We start from the raw sequence: 12,988 nt of genomic DNA, 5'->3' as shown, positions 1-12,988 counted from the left end.
CTCGTCTCAACCCTGTCGTCGGGTTCGGGGGAACACTAGGGGCAGGCACCGACAACGCCCGCCGCCGTCCCGCGGTCAGCGGTGCGGACGCCCGCGCCGGCCGGGCGCTCCCCCGCTACTTCCCCGCCTCGGCCTTCATCCGCGCGTTGTCCGCGGTCACCTTCCGCGCCGCGCCGAACAGCCCGATCGAGGTCAGCAGCAGCCCCAGCGGGATGACGATCAGCAGGCTCTGGCTCAGTCCCTCGGCCGCGGCCCGCGCCGGGCTCATGCCAACCGCCGCCGCGGCGAACCGGTCGGACAGCGCACCGGCGATCACCGGCCCGGCGAACCCGCCCAGCAGGTAGAAGGCGGCGAAGAACACCGACACCGCGGTCGCCCGCAGCCGGGGCTCGACCACGTCGGCCAGCGCCGGGTAGACGGAGGTGAAGTACAGGTACTGCAACAGCCAGCCCGCGGAGAACAGCAGCACGAACCAGCCGACCGAGTCCGGGCCGAGGGAGAGCGCGGCGAAGGTCAGCGGCGCGGCCAGCAGCAGGGCGATGGCGCCGGTGTAGACCCGCCCGGCCGGTGAGTGGTGGCTGGCCCGGTCGGCGATCCGGCCGCCCAGGATCAGCCCGGCCAGTCCGGTCACACCGATCACCACGCCGGTGAGCATGCCGCCGGTGGCCAGGCTGGTGCCGAAGTAGCGCTGGAACAGCGGCACGCTGAAGGTGGCCACCGAGTAGGAGGCGACCTGCGAGCCGATCCCGGCCACGATCAGCCACCACAGCGTGCGGATCCGCAGCACCCGGCGGAAGGCCTGGCCGAGCACGCCCGGCGGCGGCGCGACGGTCTCCATGGCGCCACGGGCCGGCTCGCGGATGAACATCATCAGGGCCGCGACGAACAGGCCGGGCACCGCGGCGATGTAGAACGCGGTGCGCCAGGTGCCGGAGGCCTCGGTGATCGGTCCGATGGTGAAGAAGGCCAGCACCAGGCCGAAGGGCAGGCCGAGCTGGAGCAGCGAGGTGGCGCGGGCGCGGCGCCCGGCCGGGTAGAGGTCGGCCAGCATGGAGTTGGCGGCCGGGGCGAAGCTGGCCTCGCCGACGCCGACCAGCATCCGCACCACCAGCAGGCTGATGAAGCCGCCGACCAGGCCGGTGGCCGCGGTCAGCAGGCTCCACGCGAGCAGGCCGGTGACCAGGATGGTCCGGCGGGAGGTGCGGTCGGCCAGCCTGCCCAGCGGCACCCCGAACACCGCGTAGACCACGGTGAACGCGCCGCTGAGCAGGCCGATGTGGGTGTCGGTCAGGGTGAACTCGGCCTTGAGCGGCTCGACCACGATGGCCGGGATGGTCCGGTCGTAGAAGTTGAGCAGGTTGGCCGCGAACAGCAGACTGAGGATTCCGGCGGGACTGGTCACCCTGCGGGTCTGGTCAACCGCCATGGCTCCTCCAGGTGCATCGGGAACGTCGTCGTTCCACACTGCGTGGGGAGGACTAACGTAGGTCATGGAGGGGCTGACAGGTAAGGGCGAAAAGTGGCCAACCAGGTAGAAGTGGCGCTCCGCAGGGGCGAGACCTACGCCGGCCGGTCCCGCCGGGAACGGGCGGCCGACCGGCGAGAGCGGCTGGTGGCCGCGGCGGTCCGGCTCTTCGCCGCGCGCGAGTACGACGAGGTGACCGTGGCCGAGGTGTGCGCGCAGGCCAAGGTGTCCAAGCGGTACTTCTACGAGTACTTCGCCGACCGCCAGGACCTGCTGCGCACGGTGCACCGCGAGCAGAACGACTGGCTGCTCGCCGCGGTCACCGCCGCCGCCCCCAAGACTCCGGCGAACCTGACCGAGCTGTTGCACCCCATGATGACCACCCTGGTGCGCAGCCTGCTGGCCCACCCGGAGCGGGCCAGGGTCATCTACCTCAACGCACCGCGGATGGAGCTGCGCCGCCGCGCCGCCCTGCACCGGGACGCCGAACTGCTGGGCCGCCTGGTCCGCAGGGCCACGGGCAGGCCGAGGGACCGGCTGCGGCAGGACCGCCTGCTGCTGGCCACGGTGGCCGGCATCAGCGAGATCGTCATCGACTGGCTGACCAGGGGCATGACCGACCCACCGGAGCCCCTGGCCGAACACCTCACCGACCTCGCCGTGGCCATCCTCAGCACATGAGGAACGCCGCTGTTCCGATCAGCAGTCGCGCAGGAACCGGTCCAGCACCCGGGTGCCGAACTGCAGCGCGTCCACCGGCACCCGCTCGTCCACACCGTGGAAGAGCGCGGAGAAGTCCAGGTCCGCGGGCAACCGCAGCGGCGCGAACCCGAAGCAGCGAATGCCCAGTCGGCTGAACGCCTTCGCGTCGGTGCCCCCGGAGAGCATGTAGGGCACCAGCTTCGCGCCGGGGTCCTCGGCCAGGATCGAGGCGGACATGGTGTCCACCAACCTCCCGTCGAAGGTCGTCTCCACCGCCGGCAGGCTCGCGATCCACTCACGTTCCACATCCGGCCCGAGCACCGCGTCCAGCTCCCGCTCGAAGGCCTCTTGCCGCCCCGGCAGGATCCGGCAGTCCACGGTCGCCTCCGCCGTGCTGGGGATGACGTTGGCCTTGTACCCGGCGTCGAGCATGGTGGGGTTGGCGGTGTCCCGCAGCGTCGCCCCGATCATCCGGGCCATGTTGCCCAGCTTCGCCACGGTCCCGTCCAGGTCGTCCTCCGGGAACTCCAGTCCGGTCAGCTCGCTGATCCCGGCCAGGAACTCCCGCACCGAGTCGGTCATGACCAACGGGAACCGGTGCCGTCCCAGCCGCGCGACCGCCTCGGCCAGCTTCGTCACCGCGTTGTCCTCGTGCACCATCGACCCGTGCCCGGCCCGCGCCCGGACCCGCAACCGCATCCAGGCAATGCCCTTCTCCGCGGTCTCGATCAGATAGGCCCGGACCCCGTCCTTCACCGTGATCGAGAACCCGCCCACCTCCCCGATCGCCTCGGTGACCCCCTCGAACAAGTCAGGCTTGTGATCAACCAGCCACTGCGCCCCCTGGAGCCCACCGGCCTCCTCATCAGCGAGGAACGCGAACACGATGTCCCGCGGCGGCACCACCCCGTCCCGCTTCAACCGCCGAGCGGTGGCCAGGGTCATGGCGACCATGTCCTTCATGTCAACGGCCCCGCGCCCCCACACGTACCCGTCCTGCACCGCCCCCGAGAACGGGTGCACGGACCACTCGGAAGCATCGGCGGGCACCACATCCAGATGCCCGTGCACCAGCAACGCCCCCCGGCTGGAGTCCGCCCCCGCCAGCCGCGCGACCACATTCCCGCGCCCCCGCGCACCCGACTCGACGTAGGTGGTCTCGAACCCCACCTCGGCCAACTGCTCCGCCACGTACTCAGCGGCCGCCCGCTCCCCCACCAGCGTGTCCGGATCCCCGGTGTTGGTGCTGTCGATCCGGATCAACTCACTGGCGAGGCGCACCACCTCGTCCTCGGCGACCCGCTGACTCCCTACCCGCTGCTCGCTCACCAGGCCTTTCTATCACCGGAACGGCCACTTGACCCGCCCCAGCCATCCGATTTGGAACCGGCCCAGTTGATCAGCTAACCTTCACCTGCCTGGCGGGAGACCGCCAAGTCCGGGTGGCGGAATGGCAGACGCGCTAGCTTGAGGTGCTAGTCCCCGAAAGGGGGTGGGGGTTCAAGTCCCCCCTCGGACACAAAAATGTCGCATGCCTGCACAAGGCAGGTGTTCATGCGAGCCATGATACTGACCTGACCTGCGGAAAGTCCACCTAGTCATCTCGCTGACTACTTGGCACCATAATCGGCGTCTACGAGCCTGGCTTTAGTGCCCCTGACCATGCCGAGAAGCTGCGCGCTGTCGTCCACCTCACCCGGCTAGCCGCGGTGCAGCTTCTTCTCGCATTTCGGTGTGACTCCGGCCAGCCCCCTCTGCAGCGGGCTGCCGACCGGGGCCTGCCGAATCGCCTGCGGGCTCTCTACCGCGAGCCCGCTGCGATCACTTCCCGTGCTGTCGGTTCTGCTCCGGGTCGCCGGTGTGCACGTGTCCGGTGTTAGAACAAGTCCCGCACACCGGCCTGTTGGTCTTGGCGACGTCCTTGCCGTGCTCGTAAGCCTCGCTGGTGTGGTTGCGGCAGTCCGGGCAACGGCCCGTGGCTTCGTGTTTTCCCATGCCCCGAAGCCTCACCAGGCCCCAGCCGCGACGTCGGTGATCGGCGGCGGCCGGCGGGCGGCCGCGCTGGTCGAGGCCGGGTTACCGGATGACCGGTCCGGTAGGCTCCGGTGCTTGCACCGATGAGCCAAACCGGTCGGCGCCAAGGGGGGCAGTAGGTGGGCACGGGGAACCGGACCAGCGAGCTGGCCGCCGCGCTCCGCGAGCTCCACACCCTCTCCGGTCTCACCCGCGCCCAGCTCGCCCGGGGCATCGGCAGCAACGTGCGCCGGATCGAGGATTGGTTGCGCGGCGACCACGTCCCCAGCCACGAGGCCCTCAGCAAGCTGCTGGCCGTGCTGATCCCAGCCGCGGCGCATCGTGACCTGAGCGAGCGCGGCCCGCTGAGGCGACCGGAGTTGCTGGACAGCAGCACAACGGGCCCGTAGTGGCGGATGCGGGAAGCCGCCTCAGCCCACTCCGCCAGTCCCGCTGTCCCTGACACAGCGGCTCAGCCGTCTGGTCAGCCCGCCGGGAACTCGGTCGACGGGAGCGTGACCGGCAATCTGGTCCAGGCCCGAAGCACCGGACCGATCACCTTTCAACACCACGTACATCATCCCCCGGCCACGGCGATGCAGCAGCGGTGGATGTTCGGCACCGTGCCCCGCGCGCGGCTGCTTTCCAGCACCGCGCCATCGCCACGACCCTCGCCGAGATCACTGAACGGCACGGCACCGCGATCCTGACCGGCATCAGGTCGACGCTGTTGTGCGGGATGGGCGGGGTCGGCAAGACTCAGCTGGCCGCCGATCACGCCCATCAGCTCTGGGATGCCGGCGAGCTGGATGTGCTGATGTAGGTCAACGCCGCTTCCCGGGATGCGATCGTGGCCGCCTACGCCCGCACCGCCGAGCACCTCAACGCCACCGGCTGGCACACCGACGCTCACGACGACGAAGACGCCGCGCGCCGGTGGCTGGAATGGCTGGCCACCACCCCGAAACGCTGGCTGATCGTCCTCGACAACCTTCAGACCCCCTCAGACCTAGCTGACCTGTGGCCGCCGCACACCCGCACCAGCAGGATCGTCGTCACCACCCAGCACCGCGGCTCCGCCCTCGATGGCACCGGACGCCACCGCATCGAAGTCGACCTGTTCACCCCCGCGGAATCCCTGGCTCTAATCACCGAACGCCTCGCGCGGCGACCGCGGCAAGCAGACGGCGCCGCCGAGCTGGCCGAGGCACTCGGGCATCTGCCGGTAGCCATCGCCCAAGCCGCCGCCTACCTCACCGACCGGCCCGACCTGACCTGCACCACCTACCTCCAGCTGTGGAATGACCGCCACACCACCCTGGCTGATGTCCTGCCCGAGGCCGCTGAGTTGCCCGACGGCTACCACGCCACCGTGGCCTCCACCTGGTCGCTGTCGATCGAGCTGGCCAACCAGCAGTCACCGGCCGGGTGGCACGACCGCTGATGGAGATCGCCGCCCTGCTCGACCCCAACGGCATCCCCGCCGAGCTGTTCACCCAGCCCGCAGTGCTGGCCCACCTCACCGAGCGCACCGGGCGCGAAGTCACCGGGGCGCAGGTCGCGCGGGCATTGTCCCGATTGGACCGGCTGAGCCTGCTCACCTACGAACCCGAGGCTCCCGCCACTGCCGTCCGTGTGCACGCCCTGGTGCAACGCGCCACGCAGGAGGGCATTGGAACCAAGCGGCGAGAGGACATCGCGCGCACCGCGGCTGACGCACTGGTCGAGGCCTGGCCGGAGATCGAGCGGGATGGCGGTCTTGTGGGCGTGCTGCGGGGCAACGCGCTCGCGTTGCAGGCTGGAGCCGATGCGGCGCTGTGGCGGCCGAATGCACACATAGTGCTGTTTCGGACCGGCAGGAGCCTGGGCGAAGCTGGGCAGGTAGGTGCGGCGCTCGGCTATTTCGACCAGATTCTCCAAACCTCTCAGCAACAGATGGGCCCCGACCACCCCGATACCCTCGCAGCCCGTGGCAACCTCGCCTACTGGCGCGGCGAAGCCGGAGACACCGCCGGGGTAGAACCGGATGGCCCCGCCCTCACCCGGGGCCGGGACAGCGGGTACGAGGCCGACGTGGACCTGCGGGAAACACGACCGCACTAAGGGCATCGCACTCGTCGAACCATCGAGCTCGGCGTTGCCGGTCATAACTCCCCGAGCCACCACGAGGGTGGCACGCGGGTACGTCACCGACGGCGACGGGATGCCCGGTCTGATGACGGTGCTGGCCCAACCGGGTGTTTCCACGGTCACCCAGGTCGATGTCGCACGTGGCCGCGAGTAGGTCTGGAGCCTTCGAGCCGGCACTACTCGGCGACGAAAGGCGGGGTGGAGAGATGTGGTCGTGGATACGAGCTGGGGTCACGGCGGCGGCTGCGGTGCTGGCGGGCGCCGCGCTGCCGGTCGCTGCGCACGGCGCCGAGCGGGACGGGGTGCCGTTGCGGGAGGCGGCAACATCAACGCCTACCGGCACTATTGGGAGCTGTGCGTGCTGCTCGCGCTGCGCGACGGGCTGCGCAGCGGCGACGTGTTCGTGCCCGGCTCGCGCCGCTACTCCGACCCGGCCGCCTACCTGCTCACCCCGGCGAAATGGGCCGACCATCGTGTGGAGTTCTGCCGGCTGGTCGGCAAACCCGTCGATGCGGCGCGGGCGTTGGCCGACGCGGCCGACGAGCTGGCCGAGGCGCTGGACGGGCTGGAGCGGGTCCTGGCGGCCGGGAACGGCCCGGTGCGGCTGGACGGCGACGGCGATCTGGTGATCTCGCCGTTGTCGGCGGAGGACGTCCCGGCGGAGGCGACGGCGTTGAAGGCGGAGTTGACGGAGATGCTGCCGTTCGCGCCGATCGTGTCGCTGCTGATCGAGCCATGTCCGAAGGCCGCGGCCTCGACACCTTCTACGACCGCGCCGGCTTCACCGTCCACGACCCCGGCACCCCGCTGGACCTGTTCGTCATGTTCGGCCGCGACACCATGATCTGGCCCGGGCCCGGCGAACGTCTCTTCTCCCGACAACGCCCCCACTGAACCTCGAGCCGCCCATCAGCGCAGGTCAGGCATATCCACCCGATTTCGGCGGATACTACGGCGACCCCGGGTGTAGCCACCGGCACGGCGGCTACACCCGGCGTCACCAGTGGACGGGCAGGATCAGGGGGGACCGGGCCGGGGATTCCTCTTCCCAGTTCAGGTCCGTCTCGGGCACGGCGAGGCGCAACCGGGGGAACCGGTCCAGCAGTGCCTCCAGCGCGATCTGGAGTTCGGCGCGCGCCAAGTGGCCCCCGGCGCAGGAGTGCGCCCCGCGGCCGAGCCCGAGGTGCGGGTTCGGGTTCCGACGGGGGTCGAACCGGTCCGGGTCGGGGAACACGCTCTCGTCCAGGTTGGCCGAGGCGATCACCGGCAGCACCGTCTCCCCGCTGCGGATGGGGCAGCCTGCCAGCTCCAAGTCCTCGACGGCCTTCAGCACCACGACCCCGTTCATCACCGGGATGAACCGGAGCAGCTCCTCCACCGCGCCCGGCAACAACCCGCGGTCGGCGTTCAGCGCCCGGTACTGGTCATGGGTGAGCAGCACCACGATCGAGTTCGCCAAGTACATCGTGGTGGTCCGGTAGCCGGCCACCAGCATGGACAGCCCGAACGCGAGCACCTGCTCGCGGTCGAGCAGGCCCGCCGCCCAGTGCCGGACCATCTCGGACAGCACGTCGTCGGCGGGTTCGCGGCGCTTCCGGTCGACCAGGTCGCCCATGTAGTCCAGCAGTGCCGGGGTGCTGCTGCGCCCATCCTCCAGGGTGACCACCGCCCCGAGGGCCGAGTCCGCCAACGGCAGGAAGTAGTCCCGGTCCGCGTAGGGAATGCCGACCAGCTCGCAGACCAGTCGCAGCGGGAACGGCTCGGCATAGCCGGTTACCAGGTCGCCCGGCTGCCCTGCGGCCTCGACCTGGTCCAGCAGCTCGTCGGCCACCGCCCGGATTCGCGGCAGCAGCCTGCGGACGGCCCGGATGCCGAACGCCTCCCGGACGCACCGGCTCAGCGCCAGGTGCCGGGGGCCGTCCAGCTCCATCATCGTGACCAGGTGCGGCCCCGCAGGAGCCTCGGCGTCGTCCAGGACGACGTCCTGGATGGTCGGCCGGACCAGCCGCGGGTCGGCGAGCACGGTCCGCACGTCCTGGTACCGGGTAACGAACCACGCCTCGACCGGCGGCATCGCGACCCGGACCACCGGGCACTCGCGGCGCAGTCGCGGGAACTCGACAGGCGGCCCCATCGTGTTCGGTGGCCCCAGCGGCAGACGCGGGAGCGGGTCGACGTTCATGCCACCGACCTCGGCCGGACCGGGAGCGTCGTCAGCAGTTCGGTCTCGTGCGCCTGGCCGTCGAACGCCAACCGGTGGCCGGTCGGGGCCGGGACGGCCACCTCGCGGATCTCCCGGACAGCCCACCGGGAGCCCACGCCGAGCAGGCGCTGGGCGCCGGGCTTCCTCTCGGTCATTTCGCCCCACTCATTCCAGTTGGTCACTTCGCACCGCAGCGGACGGCCATGACGGTCCGCAGGCCCAGTCGGCTCAGAAGTGCCCACCGCCGCGGGTCGTCCGGGCACGCCCCTGGCGGCACGAACGGCACGGTTCCGGCCTCCCCACGACCCGCGCAGTGCAGGCGACGGCCTGTGCCGCACGCCGGACCAGCAGGGCGCGGTCCAGCGTCGGTCCACCGCCTCGCGGGACAGCGGTGCCCAGCCGCCCTGGTCCCACCGACAGGTCCGGCACCCCGCCTGCCCCGGGCGCCCACCTCGCGGTGTCGTTCTGGTGGAGCACGTGCACCACGCCTGCAGCTCGGCGCCTCGGCCGGCGTGGCCGGGCCCGTCGGTGATCGACGTCGTGGGCTCGTCCGTGGTGGTCCCGGGCACGTGTCAACCCCTTTCCGGTGTGGGGCGGGGCAGGTAGCCGCTGTCGAACAGGTGGCCCAGGTACTTGTCCAGCAGGGCGGTGTCGACCGGCGGGCACTCCAGGCCGCTGCCTGCCAGGGCGCGCTCCGCGTTGTCCCGGCCCAGCTCCGGGAAGGTGCCCTCGAAGTACATCTCCTTCACCGAGATGTCCGCGCTGTGGCAGCGGTCCACGCACAGCGACACGAACGGCGCGGTCGGGCTGGTGGGGTGCGCGGCGACGTGCCGGACCAGTTCGCCGACCCACTCCGGGTACGGCAGGGTGCGGATGCGGCAGCCTGCGGCGCGCATCCGGTCGAGTACGTCGGCGAACGTGGCCGGGTTCGGGTTGGTCAGGTGGTAGGTCCGGTCGGTGGTGGGGTGCCGGGTGGCGATGTGCACCACCGCGTCCGCGAGGTGGTCGACCGGCACGAAGTCCATGGGCAGCGGGATGTCCGGGGCCAGCCCGGTCTCGGCCACCATCCGGAACAGCGAGCAGATCGCGGTGTCGGTGTTGCAGACACCGTGCCGCTGGTCGCCGGTGACCTCGTAGGGCCGGTGGACCGCCACCGGCAGGCCCTGCGCGGCCGCGTCCCGCAGCGCCTGCTCGGCGACCCACTTGCTCTCCGCGTAGCCCATGCTGAGCCGCTCGGCGTGGGCCAGCGGCAGGTCCTCGGGCACGTGCCGCACACCGGCGGTGCCGGTGCCTGCCAGCACCGCGACGGTGGACAGGAAGTGCACCGGGACCCGGCGGCTGGCGGCAAGCCGCACCACCTCCCGCGTTCCGTCCACGTTGGACTCGCGCAGGGCGGGGTACGGGTACAGGAAGTTCACCTGGGCACCGGCGTGGACGACCAGGTCGAGCTGGTCGGCGAGCCGGGCGGCGTGCTCCCGCGCCAGCCCCAGGCTGGGGGCGCACAGGTCGCCGGGGAAGCACTCGATCCGGTCGGCATCCGGCGACAGGCCGTAGTGGGCCAGGTTCGCCAGCACCCGTCGGCGGGCGTGGCCTGCGTCCCGTGCCCGCACCGGGCAGTGCACCACGGCCCCGGTCCGCCGCACCAGGCTGTCCAGCAGGAACGCCCCGACGAACCCGCTGGCGCCGGTCAGCAGCACGTGCTCGGGCCGCTGCCAGCACGGCAGGCGGCCCGGCCGCGGCGGCGGCAGCGGGAACCCGAGCCGCCCCTCGGCCGCGAAGTCCACTGCGGACCCACCGGTCACGTCGTGCCCCCGGCGCAGCGCGTGCACCGCGGTGGCGAACCCGTCCAGGGTGGAGTCCTGGAGCAGGCACCGGACCAGCCTGCTGCCGTGCGCGGCGTCCAGGCCAAGCACCGTCACCGTGCGGGTGACCACCTCGGCGGCCAGCAGCGAGTCGCCGCCCAGCGCGAACAGGTCGTCGGTGGGCTGCGGCCGCACCCGCAGCACCGTCTGCCAGACCTCGGCCAGGGCGTCCCGCAGCGCCCACCGGTCAGGGGCCGCAGGCCGGGCCGGGGCCGTTGCGGCCGGGGTCCGCGCCTGCGCCACCAGCGCCTTGCGGTCCACCTTGCCGCCGGTGGCCACCGGGAGCACCGGCAGCTCCACCAGCCGACCGGGCACCGCGGCGGCAGGCAGCCACGCGGCCAGGTCCCGGCGCAGCCGGTCCAGCGGCACCGACAGGCCCGGCTCGGCCGGGGTGACGTACCCGGTCAGCTCGGCACCGGCCTGCCCGGTCAGCTCCACCACGGCCTCGCCGACCGCCGGGTCGGCGCGCAGCCGGGCCTCGACCTCGTCCAGCTCGATCCGGTGGCCGCGCACCTTGACCTGCCGGTCGCGCCTGCCGCGGTACTCCAACGCGCCGTCGGCCCGCCACTCCGCGCGGTCCCCGGTGCGGTAGATCCGCACGCCCGGCCGGGTGGGGTGCGTGCCGAACCGGCGGGCGGTCAGCTCCGGGTCGCCCAGGTAGCCCAGGGCCAGGCCGTCGCCGCCCACGGCCAGCTCGCCCTCCTCCCCCACCGCGGCCTCGCTGCCGTCCTCCCGCAGCACGTAGCAGTGCGAGTGCGCCAGCGGCCTGCCGATCGGCACGCTGGTGGCGCCTGCTGGCACATCCCGGACCACCTGCGCGGTCGACACCACGGTGTTCTCCGTGGGGCCGTAGAAGTTGACCACGGTGGTGTCCTGGCAGGCGGTCAGCACCGCGCGGGCCAGGTCGGGATCCATGGCCTCGCCGCCTGCCGATGCGAACCGCAGCGGGCGCAGCGCGGCAGGGTCTGTGCGGGCCAGGTGGTGGAACACGCTGGTGGTCAGGTAGGCGACCGTGACCCGCTCGGTGCGCAGCAGCTCGGCCAGCACGGCAGGCGCCAGCAGCTCGTCCCGGTCGACCAGCACCAGGCAGGCCCCGTTCAGCAGTGCCGACCAGATCTCGATCGTGGAGGCGTCCGACGACAGCGCGTAGCCGTGCAGAATCCGGTCCGCCGCTCCCGGCGCGAACTCGGAGCGGGCCAGCCGGACCACGCCCCGGTGCGCCACCGCCACCGCCTTGGGCCGCCCGGACGACCCGGAGGTCCCCATCACGTACGCGCACGCGGTGGCTGGCGTGGGCTCCGCCTCGGGTTCCGGCATCGGCCCCGGGTCGGTGTCGTCGAGCTGCACCCAGGCGCGCAGTCGCCGGACCCGGCTGACGCCGCCCGGCAGCAGCACCGCCGTGCGCACGTCGGCGTCCTCGGCCAGCGCGGCCAGCCGGGCAGGCGGGTCGGTGTCGTCCAGCGGCACGTAGGCCGCGCCTGCGCGCAGCACGCCCAGGAACGCCACCAGCGCGGGCAGGGACCGCCTGCCGCACACGCCGACCCGGTCACCGGGCCGGACCTGGGCCGCGCGCAGCCGGGCGGCCAGCGCCACCGACCGGTTCCGGAGGTCGCGGAAGTTCAGCCGCTGGCCGTGGTGGATCGCGGCGATCGCGTCCGGGTGGGCCGCGGCGACCGCGTCGAACAGCTCGGTGAGGCAGCTGTCCCGCGGGTACGGGGCTCCGGTGCCGTTGTCCGGGGATTGTGTCGGGACTTCGGCACGATCGAGCCGCGTGGACAGCATGGGAATCCCTCGCTGATTAGCTGAACTGCTGGGCAAAGGCCGCGAAGTCGGCGGTGCGCCAGCGCTGCGGGCGCATCCGGAAGGTGATGTCGTCGGTCAGCTGGCCGCGGTTCGCGGCCAGGTACTCCCGCGCGGTGGCCGGGTCGAGGTAGCGGTGCGCCATGGCCGACAGCTCGGCCGGGTCGACCCGGTCCTCCACCGCCGCGGGGCCCTCGACGCTGACGTACCGGTACGGTGGGTTCTCGTCCTGCACGCACAGCCCGAACCGGCCTGCGGCCCGGATCAGCGCGGCCTTCCTGGATGCGCGCGCGGTCAGCACCACCACCGGCCCGCCGGGCTCGTAGGCGTACCACACCGGCACCTGGAGCACGGCAGGCGGCTCGGGCACCGCCAGCACCCCGACCCGCGCCTCGGCCAGGAACTTCTCCCGGACGTCCCGGGACATCGCCAGCTCCATCAGCTCTCCTTGGGTGTACCGAACGAATTTCCTATTCCCTGCCTAGCACCACGAATTCCGGGTGTCAGCTCCTGCCCCACTTTCGAGCGAACCAAAACTCTGGTGAATACCATGATCATCGAAAAAAGGAATCGCCGACGCCAAAACACCCCACTTCGGTGGTGAACTTCCGCCGATCGCAACGGTTAAGACCGGGTACCGGTGTTCCGTTCGTGCCGAGTCGCGACGTGGACTTGGCTACGGTCTCGGCGGCCTTGACCGTCTGGGAGCCGATGATCACAGTCACGGCGTGGGCGCTGCGCACGTATTTACGCCCGCCTGCTGGTGTGGTCGAGCATCTGTCCGACCACACCAGGCCGCCTAGAGCAACACCT

At 71.6% G+C, this 12,988-nt stretch carries 12 protein-coding genes and 1 tRNA gene; 7 read left to right on the top strand and 6 right to left on the bottom strand.

What is annotated here, in order from left to right; genetic code table 11:
• Positions 1 to 115 precede the first annotated feature (115 nt).
• Positions 116 to 1,426: a spinster family MFS transporter gene (locus ACWDY5_RS32610; protein WP_449725982.1), complete on the bottom strand. Its 1,311-nt coding sequence runs from the start codon at positions 1,424 to 1,426 to the stop codon at positions 116 to 118.
• Positions 1,427 to 1,537: 111 nt separating this feature from the next.
• Here ACWDY5_RS32610 and ACWDY5_RS32605 point away from each other — a divergent pair, with 111 nt between their 5' ends.
• A complete protein-coding gene (locus ACWDY5_RS32605; RefSeq protein WP_449725981.1) occupies positions 1,538 to 2,146 on the top strand; it encodes a TetR/AcrR family transcriptional regulator in 609 nt (202 codons plus the stop codon).
• Positions 2,147 to 2,164: 18 nt separating this feature from the next.
• Here ACWDY5_RS32605 and ACWDY5_RS32600 read toward each other — a convergent pair whose 3' ends face one another.
• Positions 2,165 to 3,496 (bottom strand): M20/M25/M40 family metallo-hydrolase, encoded by a 1,332-nt coding sequence (locus tag ACWDY5_RS32600; RefSeq protein ID WP_283666034.1) that lies wholly within the window; start codon positions 3,494 to 3,496, stop codon positions 2,165 to 2,167.
• A 107-nt stretch (positions 3,497 to 3,603) separates the two neighbouring features.
• On the opposite strand from ACWDY5_RS32600, the gene ACWDY5_RS32595 reads away from it, so the two are divergent.
• From ACWDY5_RS32595 to ACWDY5_RS32570, 6 genes are all read left to right on the top strand, one after another.
• Positions 3,604 to 3,686: transfer RNA gene (locus ACWDY5_RS32595), tRNA-Leu, on the top strand.
• Between the two features lie 634 nt (positions 3,687 to 4,320).
• A complete protein-coding gene (locus ACWDY5_RS32590; protein ID WP_449725980.1) occupies positions 4,321 to 4,590 on the top strand; it encodes a helix-turn-helix domain-containing protein in 270 nt (89 codons plus the stop codon).
• Positions 4,591 to 4,787: 197 nt separating this feature from the next.
• Entirely contained in the window at positions 4,788 to 5,003 is a 216-nt protein-coding gene (locus ACWDY5_RS32585) for a hypothetical protein (RefSeq protein WP_449725979.1), read from the top strand.
• A gap of 27 nt (positions 5,004 to 5,030) precedes the next feature.
• Positions 5,031 to 5,624, top strand: coding sequence for a hypothetical protein (locus tag ACWDY5_RS32580; protein ID WP_449725978.1), 594 nt, complete (start codon positions 5,031 to 5,033; stop codon positions 5,622 to 5,624).
• Complete coding sequence (locus ACWDY5_RS32575; RefSeq protein ID WP_449725977.1) at positions 5,624 to 6,283, top strand: tetratricopeptide repeat protein; 660 nt, start codon at positions 5,624 to 5,626, stop codon at positions 6,281 to 6,283. Before ACWDY5_RS32580 ends, ACWDY5_RS32575 begins: the two co-directional genes overlap by 1 nt.
• A 385-nt stretch (positions 6,284 to 6,668) precedes the next feature.
• Complete coding sequence (locus tag ACWDY5_RS32570) at positions 6,669 to 7,154, top strand: hypothetical protein (protein ID WP_449725976.1); 486 nt, start codon at positions 6,669 to 6,671, stop codon at positions 7,152 to 7,154.
• A 153-nt stretch (positions 7,155 to 7,307) separates the two neighbouring features.
• On the opposite strand, the gene ACWDY5_RS32565 is transcribed toward ACWDY5_RS32570, so the two are convergent.
• The 4 genes from ACWDY5_RS32565 to ACWDY5_RS32550 form a co-directional block, all read right to left on the bottom strand.
• Positions 7,308 to 8,492, bottom strand: a complete 1,185-nt coding sequence (locus ACWDY5_RS32565; RefSeq protein ID WP_449725975.1) for a cytochrome P450 — start codon at positions 8,490 to 8,492, stop codon at positions 7,308 to 7,310.
• Positions 8,489 to 8,668, bottom strand: coding sequence for a hypothetical protein (locus ACWDY5_RS32560; RefSeq protein ID WP_449725974.1), 180 nt, complete (start codon positions 8,666 to 8,668; stop codon positions 8,489 to 8,491). Before ACWDY5_RS32560 ends, ACWDY5_RS32565 begins: the two co-directional genes overlap by 4 nt.
• A 417-nt stretch (positions 8,669 to 9,085) precedes the next feature.
• A complete protein-coding gene (locus tag ACWDY5_RS32555; RefSeq protein WP_449725973.1) occupies positions 9,086 to 12,157 on the bottom strand; it encodes an amino acid adenylation domain-containing protein in 3,072 nt (1,023 codons plus the stop codon).
• A 16-nt stretch (positions 12,158 to 12,173) separates the two neighbouring features.
• Positions 12,174 to 12,614 (bottom strand): pyridoxamine 5'-phosphate oxidase family protein, encoded by a 441-nt coding sequence (locus ACWDY5_RS32550; protein WP_449725972.1) that lies wholly within the window; start codon positions 12,612 to 12,614, stop codon positions 12,174 to 12,176.
• Positions 12,615 to 12,988: the final 374 nt, after the last annotated feature.

The organism is Crossiella sp. NPDC003009, assembly GCF_053591555.1.
Note: the sequence above shows the minus strand (reverse complement) of the source record. Positions and strands in the feature narration are given on the sequence as shown.